This window comes from Franconibacter sp. IITDAS19 (assembly GCF_023079515.1).
Lineage (GTDB): Bacteria > Pseudomonadota > Gammaproteobacteria > Enterobacterales > Enterobacteriaceae > Franconibacter > Franconibacter pulveris.
Window position 1 is genome coordinate 1 of the sequence record NZ_JALJCP010000012.1, and the last position, 13,283, is coordinate 13,283.

Below are 13,283 nucleotides of genomic sequence, written 5' to 3' on the forward strand. Positions count from 1 at the left end.
TTAAGAATCCAGTCCATCTGAGTGCCCACACAGATTGTCTGATAAATTGTTAAAGAGCAGTGCCGCTTCGCTTTTTTCTCAGCGGCGCGGGTTGCGTATACTACGCTTTCCCGCTTCAGAGTCAAGCGTTAATTTCGCTTAATTCCGTTTTGATTCTTGCTGCCAGGCCGGCGTGTATGCCGTTGTGCCGTGTCAGTGGAGGCGCATTATAGGGCCTGTTTCGGCGCTGACAAGAGAAAAATACAAAAAAGTTATCGTTCGGTCATTTCCCAGGCAACTCGCCTAACCATTGCGCGGATTGTGCGAAAGACGAGCGATTTCCCGGGCAAAAGCCGCGACCTGTTTCCAGTCGGTGTAGACCACTTCTTTACGGGTATCCGTTTCCCCGCCTGTCATTTTCATAATCAACCGAATCATGAAACGGTCATACCAGCGATAACGCGGATAACGCAAAGCGCCTGCAAACACCGCACAGTGGTCTGGACGCCATAGAGAATGAAGAAGAAATTTACGCGTGTAGTTGTTAGTTTGCGGCGTACGTTTCTCTGGCTTACGCGCGACAAGGTTTACGGAAAAGAAAGCGCCCGGTAAAGCGTTCAGTTCCGCATGATGCTTTTTCACAAACGCGTCCAGCGCCGCGTGAAAGTGTCCGTAGCGGATAGAAGCGCCAATGACGACTTTGTTATAGAGCGACCAGTCGATAGTTTCCGCACGGTGCAAATTCATAACGTCCGCGTCCACGCCCTGCTCTTTTAGTTCCGAAGCGATAAAGGACGCTATCTCACGCGTCTGTCCATCTCGGGTAGAAAACAAAATAAGGGTTTTCAATACAGACTCCATTTATTCGCGCCAGAAGGTAGGTGTAAACAGCACCAGCAGAGTAAAAACTTCCAGACGACCAAACAGCATGTTCGCCATCAGGACCCATTTCGCGACCGGGTTCATGCTGGCGAAGTTATCCGCTACCACGCCAAGCCCCGGCCCCAGGTTATTCAGCGTTGCGACGACCGAGGCGAAAGCCGAAAAGTCATCCACCCCTGTCGCGATAATCGCCAGCATGCTGATAATAAATACCAACGCATAGGCAGAGAAGAACCCCCATACCGCCTCGAGTATGCGTTCCGGCAAGGCGCGGTTGCCAAGCTTAATGGTGTAAACCGCGTTGGGATGAACCAGCCGTTTCAGTTCGCGGTTCCCTTGCTTAAAGAGCAGCAGAATACGAATCACTTTAAGCCCACCGCCAGTCGACCCGGCGCAGCCGCCGATAAAAGCGGAACAAAGCAGCAGCACAGGTAAGAAAAGCGGCCAGCGCGCAATACTGTCTGTGGTAAAGCCTGCGGTAGTCGCCATTGAGACCACCTGAAAAAACGCCTGGTTTAACGTCATCACGGCGGAGTTATAAACGTCGTGGAACCAGAGCACCAGCGTACAGACCGCCACCAGCGTCACCTGTACGCCAATAAACATCCGAAACTCCGGATCCCGCCAGTAAACCTTCAGGTTACGTCCGCTCAGCAGCGAAAAGTGCAGGCCGTAGTTACAGCCGGAAATAAGCAGGAAGATAGCGATAATGGTATTGATGGTAGGGCTGTCAAAATAGCCCACGCTCGCATCGTGCGTAGAGAAACCGCCGATAGCGATAGTCGCAAAACTATGGCCGATGGCGTCAAAAGCGGACATCCCGGCGAACCACAGCGCCAGCGCGCAGGCAACGGTAAGCAAAACGTAAATCAGCCACAGCGTTTTCGCCGTTTCAGCGATGCGGGGGCGCATTTTATTGTCCTTGAGCGGTCCTGGCATTTCGGCGCGATAAAGCTGCATCCCCCCGACGCCCAGAATAGGCAGAATCGCCACCGCCAGGACGATGATCCCCATACCGCCGAACCACTGCAGCATCTGGCGATAAAACAAAATAGCGTGGGGTAACGAGTCCAGCCCCACCAGCGTTGTTGCGCCTGTGGTCGTTAATCCGGAAAAGGATTCAAAGAAGGCGTCGGTAACCGTCAGGTTCGGCCGTTCAGAAAAGATAAAGGGCAACGCCCCCACGCTTCCCAACACCGTCCAGAAGAGAACGACGATAAGAAACCCCTCGCGGGATTTCAGCTCTTTTTTCTCCCGGCGGTTTGGCCACCAGAGCACCGCGCCTATCGCCAGCGCGACAAAGAAGGTTTGCGTAAAGGCACGGCCCGCGCCGTCCCGGTAAATGAGGGCCACCAGTCCAGGGATAATCATGGTCCCGGAAAAGAGAATAACCAGTAGTCCAACGATTCGGGTTATGGCGCGAAAATGCATCAGCCGCTTCCTTAGGGATCAAAAAAACGAGGGGGGATTATTATTCAACCGGTAACAAATGCAACGCGCCGCGACTAAAATCCGCAAGCCTTGAAGAAAACAACGCCACCTGCGTATGAGGCAGCGCCACGCGCAACGTCACGCCCGCCTGGTAATCGCTGTGCACTATCAGCCCCTCATGCTGCTTAAGCAGAGCGTCGATACCGGTGAGCTGTGCGTAATCACACAGCAAAGTATATTCAGTTAACGGCACTTTGCGGAGCGTGACGAGCTGATTGAGCGCCAGTTGCACGCCGCCGCCATAGGCTTTCACCAGCCCACCCGTCCCAAGCTTAATGCCGCCGTAGTAGCGCACCACCACGGCGGTAATTTCGCCTACCCCACTGCCGAGCAGTTGAGCAAGCATCGGCTTACCCGCCGTTCCCGCGGGTTCGCCGTCATCGGAAAAGCCCAGCTTTTGTGAATCATCCGGCGCGCCCGCCACCCAGGCCTGACAGTGATGACGGGCATCAGGATGCTCCGCCTTCACTTGCCCGACGAACGCTTTCGCCGCTTCCACGCCATCGGTATGCGCGAGCAGCGTAATAAAGCGGCTTTTCTTTATCTCTTCTGTAACGGTGACCGGCTGCGCCGGAATAAGCCAGCTTTCCATCAGGCGAGCTTGAGATCCCGCGTCATGTTTTCCGTGCCGTTCTCGTGAATCACCACGTTATCCTCAATGCGGATGCCGCCGAACGGCTTAAGCGCTTCAATCTTCTGCCAGTTGAAATGTTTGCTGTACTGCCCTTCACGCCACGGCGCGAGCAGCGACTCGATAAAGTAAATGCCAGGCTCGATGGTCAGCACCATGCGCGGCTGCAGCACACGGGTACAGCGCAGATAAGGATATTTTTCCGGGGCAGGAAGGTGCGTGCCGGTATCGTCTTGCATGAATCCCGCCACGTCGTGCACCTGCAGGCCCAGCGGATGACCGATTCCGTGCGGCATAAACGGCCCGGTAATATTAGTTTCCACCATCGCCTCTTCGCTGATGTCATTCACAATCTGATGACGACGCAGCAGCTTCGCGATGCGCTGATGGAACTGCACGTGATAATCGATGTAGTTCACGCCCGCCTTCATCGTGCCAATCAACGCCAGTTGCTCGTCGTTCACGTCTTTAATCAGCTGCGCAAAGTCGTTATCGCTGCTGGCGGCCCAGGTACGGGTGAGATCTGCCGCATAGCCGTTATATTCCGCCCCGGCATCCAGCAGGAAGCTGCGCATCTCTGCGGGCGCCTGCTGATCAAGCTTCGTGTAATGCAGCACGGCGGCATGCTCATTGAGCGCCACGATATTGCCGTAAGGCACGTCGGTATCGCGATGGCCGGTGGCGGTCAGGTAAGCGAGATTAATATCAAACTCGCTCATTCCGGAAAGGAAAGCTTCGTGCGCAGCCCGATGGCCAATTACTGCCGTTTTCTGCGCTTCGCGCATACAGGCCAGTTCGTAATCCGTCTTATAAGCCCGATAGTAGTGCAGATAGTCGATAACCCCTTTCGGGTTGATCTTATCGGCAGCGATGCTCAGCTGTATCGCACGTTCCGGCGCCGGCCCGATATAAGCAATATTACCGCGCGCGGCAGGAAGCTGGCTGCCGATGCCATCCGCTTTCGGCAGTGCGATAATCTCTATCTCGTCCGTCCAGAATGACTGCGGCAACGGCTCTACGTTGTGCCAGTAATCGACCGGCAGATAAAACCAGAGCTTCGGTTTGTTGACGCCATCCACCAGCAACCAGCAGTTCGGCACTTGGGTCACCGGCACCCAGGCTTTAAACTGCGGGTTTACTTTAAACGGATAAGGATGGTCATCAAGAAAGACGTTGAACAGCTCACCAGAATGGATGAGCAGCGCATCAAGATTAAAGCGCGACAGCACATTACGGGTACGTTCCTGTAACGTAGCCAGATGATTTTTATAAAGAGCAGCCAACGAATCCATAATTTACCCTTCACCTATTAGTCCTAAACCCCGGCATCTTAGCACAACTTATCTGCACAAACGGGTTTCCCCCATCCGTGATCAAGTTTGCAAATATTTAAAGAGAAATTTGCATTTCATTAACATCAACTCCACACTCCGCTTCATCTGGTACGACCAGATCACCTTGCTGGATTCAGGAGACTGACATGCTCTACAAAGGCGACACCCTGTACCTTAACTGGCTGGAAGATGGCATCGCCGAACTGGTGTTTGATGCCCCAGGCTCGGTTAACAAGCTCGACACCGCGACCGTTGCAAGCCTTGGCCACGCATTAGATGTGCTGGAAAAACAATCCGATCTTAAAGGTTTGCTGCTGCGCTCAGAGAAAGCGGCTTTTATCGTTGGCGCGGATATTAACGAATTTCTTTCCCTGTTCCTCGTGCCGCAGGCGCAGTTAAGCGACTGGCTGCGTTTCGCCAACCGCATTTTCAACCGTCTTGAGGATCTGCCGGTCCCCACCCTTTCCGCCATTAACGGCTATGCGCTGGGGGGCGGCTGCGAATGCGTGCTGGCGACCGATTACCGTATCGCCACGCCGGACCTGCGTATCGGCCTGCCGGAAACGAAGCTTGGCATCATGCCGGGCTTTGGCGGCTCGGTTCGCCTGCCGCGTCTGCTGGGCGCCGATAGCGCGCTGGAAATTATCGCCGCCGGAAAAGATGTCAGCGCGCAAGAGGCGTTGAAGCTTGGCCTGGTGGACGCCGTCGTCAATGCTGACAAATTACGCGAAGGGGCGCTCAGCGTGTTGCGCCAGGCCATGAAAGGCGACCTGGACTGGAAAGCGAAACGCGCGCCGAAGCTTGAGCCGCTGAAGCTCAGCAAGATTGAAGCCGCCATGAGCTTCACCATTGCAAAAGGCGTGGTCATGCAAACCGCCGGTAAACACTATCCTGCGCCGATGACCGCCGTGAAGACTATCGAAGCGGCGGCGGGCCTTGGGCGCGACGAAGCGCTGGAGCTGGAAAACCAAAGTTTTGTGCCGCTTGCGCATTCCAGCGAAGCGCGCGCGCTGGTCGGCATTTTCTTAAACGATCAGTACGTAAAAGGCCAGGCGAAGAAACTGACGAAATCGGTTGAAGCGCCGAAGCAGGCCGCCGTACTGGGCGCAGGCATAATGGGCGGCGGCATCGCTTATCAATCCGCCTGGAAAGGCGTGCCGGCGATCATGAAAGATATTAATGAGAAATCGCTGGCGCTCGGCATCGGCGAAGCCAGCAAGCTGCTCAATAAACAGCTTGAGCGCGGCAAAATCGACGGGCTGAAGATGGCGGGCGTTATCGCCACTATTCATCCGACGCTGGATTACGCCGGGTTCGATCGCGTTGATGTTGTCGTAGAAGCGGTCGTGGAAAACCCGAAGGTGAAAAAAGCGGTGCTGGCGGAAACCGAAGAGAAGGTGCGCCCCGATACGGTGCTGGCTTCCAACACCTCGACCATTCCTATCACCGAACTGGCAAGCGCGCTTAAACGCCCGGAAAATTTCTGCGGCATGCACTTCTTCAATCCGGTGCACCGCATGCCGCTGGTGGAAGTGATCCGCGGCGAAAAAACCTCTGAAGAAACCATCGCCAAAGTGGTGGCCTGGGCCAGCCAGATGGGGAAAACTCCGGTAGTGGTAAACGACTGTCCCGGCTTTTTCGTCAACCGCGTGCTGTTCCCTTACTTTGCCGGTTTCAGCCAGCTGCTGCGTGACGGCGCGGATTTCCGTCAGATAGATAAAGTGATGGAAAAACAGTTCGGCTGGCCGATGGGCCCCGCTTATTTACTGGATGTGGTCGGCATTGATACCGCGCACCACGCGCAGGCCGTTATGGCGGCCGGTTTCCCGCAGCGTATGCAGAAAGATTACCGCGACGCTATCGACGCGCTGTTCGACGCCGGCCGCTACGGCCAGAAAAACGGTAAAGGCTTTTACAGCTATAAAGAAGACAGCAAAGGCAAACCGCGCAAAGAGCAGGATGACGCAACAGACGGCCTGCTTGCTGAAGTCAGCCAACCGAAGCGCAACTTCAGCGATGAAGAGATTATCGCCCGCATGATGATCCCGATGGTTAATGAAGTGGTTCGCTGTCTGGAAGAAGGCGTTATCGCAGGCCCTGCGGAAGCGGATATGGCATTAGTCTACGGGCTGGGCTTCCCTCCGTTCCACGGCGGCGCGTTCCGTTGGCTTGATACACAGGGCAGTGCGAAGTATCTGGATATGGCGCAACGCTATCAGGCGCTGGGGCCGCTTTATGAAGTACCGGCGGGGCTGCGTGAAAAAGCGCGCCGCAACGAGCCCTATTACCCTCAGGTTGAACCCGCCCAGGCGGCTGGCGAACTGAAAACGGCTTAAGGAGCGAAGTATGGAGAAGGTTGTAATTGTTGACGCTATCCGCACCCCGATGGGCCGTTCCAAAGGCGGCGCCTTTCGCCACGTGCGGGCAGAGGATCTTTCCGCGCACCTGATGCGCAGCCTGCTTTCACGTAATCCGCAGCTGGAAGCCAACGCCATTAATGATATTTACTGGGGCTGCGTGCAACAGACGCTGGAGCAAGGTTTTAACATCGCCCGCAACGCGGCGCTGCTGGCGGAAATTCCGCACTCGGTGCCTGCCGTTACGGTAAACCGCCTGTGCGGCTCGTCTATGCAGGCGCTGCACGACGCGGCTCGCATGATAATGACCGGCGATGCAGAGGCTTGTCTTGTCGGCGGCGTGGAGCATATGGGTCATGTGCCGATGAGCCATGGCGTTGATTTTCATCCCGGCTTAAGCCGCAACGTGGCGAAAGCGGCGGGCATGATGGGGCTGACGGCGGAAATGCTCTCCCGCATGCATGGCATTAGCCGGGAAATGCAGGATGCGTTTGCCGCCCGCTCGCACCAGCGCGCCTGGGCGGCGACCCAGGCGGGACATTTTAGAAATGAAATCATCCCCACCAGCGGCCATGACGCCGACGGCGTGCTAAAGCGCTATGACTATGACGAAGTCATCCGTCCGGAAACCAGCGTGGAAGGCCTTGCGACGTTGAAACCCGCCTTCGACCCGGCGAACGGTACCGTGACGGCGGGCACCTCTTCCGCCCTTTCCGACGGCGCCGCCGCTATGCTGGTGATGAGCGAATCCCGCGCCCGGGAGCTGGGCCTGACGCCGCGCGCGCGCATTCGTGCTATGGCGGTGGTCGGCTGCGATCCTTCAATCATGGGTTACGGCCCGGTTCCGGCTTCAAAGCTGGCGCTGAAGAAAGCGGGCCTTGCCGCCAGCGATATCGACCTTTTCGAGATGAACGAAGCGTTCGCCGCGCAGATCCTGCCATGCATTAAGGACCTGGGGTTGATGGAGCAGATAGACGAGAAGATAAACCTCAACGGCGGCGCCATCGCGCTGGGCCACCCGCTCGGCTGCTCCGGCGCGCGCATTAGCACCACGCTGATTAACCTGATGGAGCGACGCGACGCCCAGTTTGGCCTCGCCACCATGTGCATTGGTCTCGGTCAGGGCATCGCCACGGTATTTGAGCGAGTCTGAGTCATTTTCTGAGTTTAGTTGCCGTTCTTCCCGCCTGTCAGGGGCGGGTTTTTTCTTTTATACTTTCCTTGTTATGCTGATTTTCTCGCCGTTACTAACAAAGGTATCGACTGTGAAAACCCTCTCTTATCTTGCTCTGTTCGCCTGTTTTTTGACGCCTGCCGCTTATGCGCAAACCACCTCTACCGAGCTGACGCTGGTGCAGCGCTGTCTGGACGAGGCAAAAAAAGAGTTAAAAGAAAATCCAGAAGGGCTGACGGCGCTTAATGCGTTAAAAATTGTCCCGGATAGCGTTCAGGTAGAGCGGTACGACCGTAAGATTGGCCGTCAGCACATTGCCACGCAGTTAACCGCCACGCTGAGGAGCGCGACAAAACCGAGCGTCATGCTGTTGTGCTTGCTGGAAGAAGATAAGCCGCTGTTTACGTTTATCCGCTGAGGCAGACCCTCTCCCGCAAGAAGAGAGGGCCCGGGTGAAGCGCAAAAGTAATCAAATAAACGCGAATGCGTCGCCAAACAGACGATCTTCACGCGCGTTGCGCTCGTTGCAGAACAGATCGCGGGCGATTTTCGCCATTTCGAAGCGGCCAGCGATATAAATGTCATGTTCCGCCAGTGTACCGAAATCCTGCAAAACTGCCGTCAGCACAGTGCCGCTGCGCCCGCGCCACGCCTCTTCAGGCTGTTCTACTACAGGTTCCACACGAAGATTAGGATGGTTCACCGACAGGGCTTCCAGCTCCGGCAAATCATAAAGGTGTTTCTCTTCGCGCCCGCCCCAGTAAATCGTGATATCGCGGTTTGGGTTGCGCGCCAGCGCGGTCAGCAGAATTGAGCGCACGTAGGAGAAACCGGTGCCGCCGGCAATCAGGATCATGGGGCGATCTTCTTCGTCGCGCAGCCACGCTTCGCCGTGAGGAATATCCACTACGATTTCACGCTCTTTCAGGATGCGATCCATCACCGCCATCGCGTAGAGATTAAGCTCGGAGGCGCCGATATGCAGCTCAATAAAAGCGTGTTCATCGGGCGTGGAGGCCATGGAGAAGGGACGCTTATCCCGCTCGTCCATCACAACCATCAGGTACTGGCCCGCGCGAAAAGAAAACGGCGCTTCAGGCACTAAACGAACGCGATACACGGTATCCGTGATAGCTTCTACCGAGGTCACTTTACAGCTTAAGATTGTCATGCGTTCCCTCTGTCGGGTCAATAAGGCAAACCGCGACGGCGGCGCTTCAGGCGCCCTTACCGTCATTGAAAATGGCCAGCTCGTTCCAGATAGCGTCTATCCGCGCCGTGACCGCAGGATCTTTTTTAATGGGACGGCCCCACTCGCGCTGAGTCTCGCCGGGCCATTTATTGGTGGCGTCCAGTCCCATTTTTGAGCCAAGGCCGGAAACTGGCGATGCGAAATCCAGGTAATCAATTGGCGTGTTTTCTACCATTACCGTATCGCGCGCCGGATCCATACGCGTCGTGATAGCCCAGATAACATCGTTCCAGTCACGCGCGTTCACGTCGTCATCGCAGACGATAACAAACTTGGTATACATGAACTGCCGCAGGAATGACCAGACACCCATCATGACGCGTTTGGCGTGTCCGGCGTACTGCTTCTTAATGGTGACTACCGCAAGGCGATAAGAGCACCCTTCCGGCGGCAGATAAAAATCGACAATTTCCGGGAACTGCTTTTGCAGGATCGGTACGAACACTTCGTTCAGCGCCACGCCCAGCACCGCCGGTTCGTCTGGCGGACGGCCGGTATAGGTGGAGTGATAAATAGCGTCTTCGCGCTGCGTAATGTGCGTGACGGTAAAGACCGGGAAGTTGTCTATCTCATTGTAATAACCGGTGTGATCGCCATAGGGTCCTTCCGGCGCCATTTCACCCGCCTCAATATAGCCTTCCAGCACGATTTCCGCGCTGGCAGGCACTTCGAGATCGTTAGAAAGACATTTTACCACTTCGGTTTTGGTGCCGCGCAGCAGCCCGGCGAAAGCGTATTCAGAAAGCGTATCCGGCACAGGCGTCACCGCGCCGAGGATGGTCGCTGGATCGGCGCCCAGCGCCACGGAAACCGGGAAGCGTTCGCCAGGGCGCGCCGCCTGCCACTCCTGGAAATCAAGCGCGCCACCGCGATGCGAGAGCCAGCGCATAATCAGCTTGTTTTTACCAATCAACTGCTGACGATAAATGCCGAGGTTCTGTCGTTCTTTATGCGGGCCGCGCGTAACCGTCAGTCCCCAGGTGATCAACGGCGCTGCGTCTTCGGGCCAGCACTGCATGATGGGGATACGCGTCAGATCGACATCATCGCCCTGAATCACCTTCTGCTGGCAAGGCGCGCCGCGCAGCCGTTTCGTCGGCATGTTAAGCACCTGCTTAAACTGCGGCAGCTTGTCGAACAGATCGCGAAATCCACGCGGCGGCTCCGGCTCTTTCAAAAAAGCGAGCAGCTTGCCCACTTCACGCAAAGCCGACACCTCTTCCTGCCCCATGCCCATCGCTACGCGCTTCGGCGTGCCAAAGAGATTGCACAGAACCGGCATGCTGTAACCCTTCGGATTTTCGAACAGCAAAGCGGGACCGCCAGCGCGCAATGTGCGGTCGGCGATTTCAGTCATCTCCAGGTGGGGATCGACGGGAAGCGAAATGCGTTTAAGTTCGCCCTGCTGCTCCAGCAGCGCAAGAAAGTCGCGTAGATCGTGATATTTCATGCAGTTATTCATGCCCTCGGGTTAAGCTCTCCATTATACGGCGTTCGCGGCGGCCACGCCGTAGTTTTGTTAAATTAACGTGAATCCAGGCCGCATGCCATTATGGCTTCCGTTATAATCACCTTAGCGATCCCTGAGTGGTTTTGTTATGCTTGCCCGCCCGGCAATAGGCAATAATAAGAAGAGTTATCATGCGATCCTGGTATCTACTGTACTGCAAACGAGGACAGCTTCAGCGTGCGCAAGAGCATCTTGAGCGCCAGCAGGTCAATTGCCTGACCCCCATGATTACGCTTGAAAAAATCGTGCGGGGAAAACGCGCTGCAGTCAGTGAGCCTCTGTTCCCGAACTATATGTTTGTGGAATTTGATCCGGAAGAGATTCATACCACGACTATCAGCGCGACTCGCGGCGTCAGCCATTTTGTTCGTTTTGGTTCGCAACCTGCCATGGTGCCGCTGAAGGTGATTGAACAGCTGCAGAACTGCCAGCCAGAAGAGGTTACTGACCCGCAAACGCCTTATGAAGGCGATAAAGTGGTGATTACCGAAGGCGCTTTTGAGGGACTGGAAGCGATTTTCACCGAGCCGGATGGCGAGACCCGCTCCATGCTGCTGCTTAATCTGCTAAACAAGCAGGTTCGACAGAGCGTAAAAAACACCGATTTCCGTAAAATTTAATTCCCATCGGCCCGCGCATTGCGAGCCGATGCCGGTTATTAATGGGTCGCTTCGCCGACCACGCCGCCTGCGCCTGCGCCAACCGCAGCGCCTTTCAACACGCTTTTTCCTGTTGCCGCAGCGACTCCCGCACCCACTACCGCGCCAACAGCGCCGCCCTTACGCGCCGCTTTTCCTTTGTCGCCTTTTTTAAGCATTGCGCCCGCGCCTGCGCCAACCACAGCGCCGCCAACAGTGCTTTTAACGCTCTTGCCGGCAACCGCGCCCGCCGTGGCGCCCAGCACCGCGCCAGTAGCTGTTTTATCGATAGCCTGCGCCTGACCAGCCAGCGCCAGACAGAGAATGAACATTCCAGTGATTTTCTTTTGCATGATTTTTCCTTAACAAACCAGGTTACTGCCGGCGCCAAGGATATCACTGCGAAGAAACCGCCATTCTGACATCTGTGTATATTTCTGTACGGTTATGCCGCAACAGGACGGGAAAAAAACAGGCGCGCCGCATTTGCATCGGTTACCTGCTCCAGCCAGCGGGCATCCTCTCCACGCCAGGCGGCGACGCGTTCAAGAATATGCGGCAGATAGCAAGGCTCGTTACGCCGTGAAGCGGGTTTAGGTGAGAGATCGCGCGGCAAAAGATAAGGCGCATCCGTTTCCAGCAGGAGTTTTTCGGCAGGAATAATCGACAGCAGCTCGCGCAATGCCAGGCCGCGGCGCTCATCGCACACCCAGCCGGTAATCCCCAGATAGAGCCCGCGCGCCAGGCAATCTCTCGCTTCCTCTTCAGTGCCGGTAAAACAGTGCAGCACCGCGCCGGGGAGTTTATCAAGCCACGGGTCGAGCAAAGCGAGGAAACGCGCATGCGCATCGCGGCAATGCATAAAAACCGGCATGCCGAGCTCAGCGGCTATCGCCAGTTGGGCGCTGAACGCGCGCTCCTGCGCTTCGGGCGTAGAAAAGTTACGGTTAAAATCGAGCCCGCATTCGCCAATCGCCACCACTTCCGGCTGGCAGGCAAGCTCACGCAACTGCTGAGCAGAAGCGTCATCCCACTGACTGCTGTCGTGAGGATGCACCCCTGCGGTGGACCAGCAACGCTCGTAGCGCTGCGCCAGCTGCTGCGCCTGGGCGCTTTCATGCAGATTCGTGCCGGTAAAAAGCAGGCCGTTCACCCCGGCCGCATGCGCGCGCGAAATGACTTCATCACGGTCTTTGGCGAACTGTGAGCTGGTGATGTTCAGTCCAATATCAAACATAGCGCTTCCCATATAAAAACCGCCCTGACGGGCGGTTATCACTTACTCTTGCGATTCTTCTTCCGAATTATCGGGTCGGCGTTTGCCGACATAGAATCTTGCGAAAAAGACGCCGACTTCAAACAGGCAGTACATCGGAATCGCCAGCAGCGTTTGTGAAAAGACATCCGGCGGCGTCAGTAGCATACCGATGACGAAAGCGCCGACCAGCACATACGGCCGCTTCGCCTTGAGATCTTCCGGTGTGGTTACGCCAAGCCAGCAGAGCAGCACAATGGCGACCGGCACCTCAAACGACACGCCGAAGGCCATAAACAGCGCCATCACGAAATCAAGATAACTGGTGATGTCTGTTGATACGACCACGCCCGCAGGCGCCGTTTTGGTTAAAAAGCCAAACGCCAGCGGGAAAACGACAAAGTAGGCAAACGCCATGCCGATATAAAAGAGCAGCGTGCTGGATACCAGCAGCGGCACGACCAGCCGACGTTCATGTTTGTACAGCGCCGGTGCGACAAAAGCCCATACCTGGTAGAGAATAACCGGCGCCGACAGGATGACCGACACCATGATAGTAAGCTTGATAGGGGTAAAAAACGGCGAGGCCACATCGGTGGCGATCATGGTCGCGCCAAGCGGCATCTGAGAGATAAGCGGCGCGGCGACCAGCTGGTAAATATCGTTCGCGAAATAGACCAGCGCCAGGAAAATGACCAGTACCGCAATAATGCAGTTCAGCAGCCGCTTGCGCAGTTCAATCAGATGACTGATTAAGGGTTGGGTATCTTCAACAGCCAT

At 56.0% G+C, this 13,283-nt stretch carries 13 protein-coding genes; 4 read left to right on the forward strand and 9 right to left on the reverse strand.

The window, feature by feature from the left end; translation table 11 throughout:
- Window positions 1-282: 282 nt before the first annotated feature.
- From hemG to pepQ, 4 genes are read right to left on the reverse strand one after another with little or no spacing between them, the layout of a single operon-like run.
- Complete coding sequence (gene hemG, locus MT962_RS21375) at window positions 283-828, reverse strand: menaquinone-dependent protoporphyrinogen IX dehydrogenase (RefSeq protein WP_024558497.1); 546 nt, start codon at window positions 826-828, stop codon at window positions 283-285.
- Window positions 829-840: 12 nt separating this feature from the next.
- Complete coding sequence (gene trkH / locus MT962_RS21380) at window positions 841-2,292, reverse strand: Trk system potassium transporter TrkH (RefSeq protein WP_024561637.1); 1,452 nt, start codon at window positions 2,290-2,292, stop codon at window positions 841-843.
- 40 nt (window positions 2,293-2,332) lie between these two features.
- Entirely contained in the window at window positions 2,333-2,944 is a 612-nt protein-coding gene (locus MT962_RS21385; protein ID WP_024558495.1) for an IMPACT family protein, read from the reverse strand.
- The gene (gene pepQ / locus MT962_RS21390) at window positions 2,944-4,275 is read right to left on the reverse strand and encodes a Xaa-Pro dipeptidase (RefSeq protein WP_024558494.1); all 1,332 of its coding nucleotides are present in this window, start codon (window positions 4,273-4,275) and stop codon (window positions 2,944-2,946) included. The genes MT962_RS21385 and pepQ overlap by 1 nt, the downstream gene beginning before the upstream one ends.
- A 188-nt stretch (window positions 4,276-4,463) precedes the next feature.
- Between pepQ and fadB the strand changes: the two genes are divergently transcribed.
- The 3 genes from fadB to MT962_RS21405 all read left to right on the forward strand — a co-directional run bounded on the left by fadB (window position 4,464) and on the right by MT962_RS21405 (window position 8,266).
- Window positions 4,464-6,653 (forward strand): fatty acid oxidation complex subunit alpha FadB, encoded by a 2,190-nt coding sequence (gene fadB, locus MT962_RS21395; protein WP_024558493.1) that lies wholly within the window; start codon window positions 4,464-4,466, stop codon window positions 6,651-6,653.
- A 10-nt stretch (window positions 6,654-6,663) separates the two neighbouring features.
- The gene (gene fadA / locus MT962_RS21400; RefSeq protein ID WP_247366375.1) at window positions 6,664-7,827 is read left to right on the forward strand and encodes an acetyl-CoA C-acyltransferase FadA; all 1,164 of its coding nucleotides are present in this window, start codon (window positions 6,664-6,666) and stop codon (window positions 7,825-7,827) included.
- Between the two features lie 112 nt (window positions 7,828-7,939).
- Window positions 7,940-8,266: a hypothetical protein gene (locus MT962_RS21405; protein ID WP_247366376.1), complete on the forward strand. Its 327-nt coding sequence runs from the start codon at window positions 7,940-7,942 to the stop codon at window positions 8,264-8,266.
- 51 nt (window positions 8,267-8,317) lie between these two features.
- On the opposite strand, the gene fre is transcribed toward MT962_RS21405, so the two are convergent.
- Both fre and ubiD read right to left on the reverse strand, forming a co-directional pair.
- On the reverse strand, window positions 8,318-9,019 hold the full coding sequence (gene fre, locus MT962_RS21410; RefSeq protein ID WP_024558491.1) for an NAD(P)H-flavin reductase: 702 nt from the start codon (window positions 9,017-9,019) through the stop codon (window positions 8,318-8,320).
- A gap of 46 nt (window positions 9,020-9,065) precedes the next feature.
- Window positions 9,066-10,562: a 4-hydroxy-3-polyprenylbenzoate decarboxylase gene (ubiD, locus tag MT962_RS21415; protein ID WP_247366377.1), complete on the reverse strand. Its 1,497-nt coding sequence runs from the start codon at window positions 10,560-10,562 to the stop codon at window positions 9,066-9,068.
- Between the two features lie 179 nt (window positions 10,563-10,741).
- Between ubiD and rfaH the strand changes: the two genes are divergently transcribed.
- A complete protein-coding gene (gene rfaH / locus MT962_RS21420) occupies window positions 10,742-11,230 on the forward strand; it encodes a transcription/translation regulatory transformer protein RfaH (protein ID WP_247366378.1) in 489 nt (162 codons plus the stop codon).
- Window positions 11,231-11,268: 38 nt separating this feature from the next.
- Here rfaH and MT962_RS21425 read toward each other — a convergent pair whose 3' ends face one another.
- The 3 genes from MT962_RS21425 to tatC all read right to left on the reverse strand — a co-directional run bounded on the left by MT962_RS21425 (window position 11,269) and on the right by tatC (window position 13,283).
- Entirely contained in the window at window positions 11,269-11,601 is a 333-nt protein-coding gene (locus tag MT962_RS21425; RefSeq protein ID WP_024558488.1) for a glycine zipper family protein, read from the reverse strand.
- Between the two features lie 92 nt (window positions 11,602-11,693).
- Complete coding sequence (gene tatD, locus MT962_RS21430; RefSeq protein ID WP_247366379.1) at window positions 11,694-12,485, reverse strand: 3'-5' ssDNA/RNA exonuclease TatD; 792 nt, start codon at window positions 12,483-12,485, stop codon at window positions 11,694-11,696.
- A gap of 42 nt (window positions 12,486-12,527) precedes the next feature.
- Complete coding sequence (gene tatC, locus MT962_RS21435) at window positions 12,528-13,283, reverse strand: Sec-independent protein translocase subunit TatC (protein WP_024558486.1); 756 nt, start codon at window positions 13,281-13,283, stop codon at window positions 12,528-12,530.

Bases quoted from the DNA above. Each gene is read 5' to 3' on its own strand.
- fre (WP_024558491.1), bottom strand. From the start codon at position 9,019: ATGACAATCTTAAGCTGTAAAGTGACCTCGGTAGAAGCTATCACGGAT.
- trkH (WP_024561637.1), bottom strand. From the start codon at position 2,292: ATGCATTTTCGCGCCATAACCCGAATCGTTGGACTACTGGTTATTCTC.
- tatC (WP_024558486.1), bottom strand. From the start codon at position 13,283: ATGGCTGTTGAAGATACCCAACCCTTAATCAGTCATCTGATTGAACTG.
- ubiD (WP_247366377.1), bottom strand. From the start codon at position 10,562: ATGAATAACTGCATGAAATATCACGATCTACGCGACTTTCTTGCGCTG.
- pepQ (WP_024558494.1), bottom strand. From the start codon at position 4,275: ATGGATTCGTTGGCTGCTCTTTATAAAAATCATCTGGCTACGTTACAG.
- rfaH (WP_247366378.1), top strand. From the start codon at position 10,742: ATGCGATCCTGGTATCTACTGTACTGCAAACGAGGACAGCTTCAGCGT.
- tatD (WP_247366379.1), bottom strand. From the start codon at position 12,485: ATGTTTGATATTGGACTGAACATCACCAGCTCACAGTTCGCCAAAGAC.
- fadA (WP_247366375.1), top strand. From the start codon at position 6,664: ATGGAGAAGGTTGTAATTGTTGACGCTATCCGCACCCCGATGGGCCGT.
- fadB (WP_024558493.1), top strand. From the start codon at position 4,464: ATGCTCTACAAAGGCGACACCCTGTACCTTAACTGGCTGGAAGATGGC.
- MT962_RS21425 (WP_024558488.1), bottom strand. From the start codon at position 11,601: ATGCAAAAGAAAATCACTGGAATGTTCATTCTCTGTCTGGCGCTGGCT.
- MT962_RS21385 (WP_024558495.1), bottom strand. From the start codon at position 2,944: ATGGAAAGCTGGCTTATTCCGGCGCAGCCGGTCACCGTTACAGAAGAG.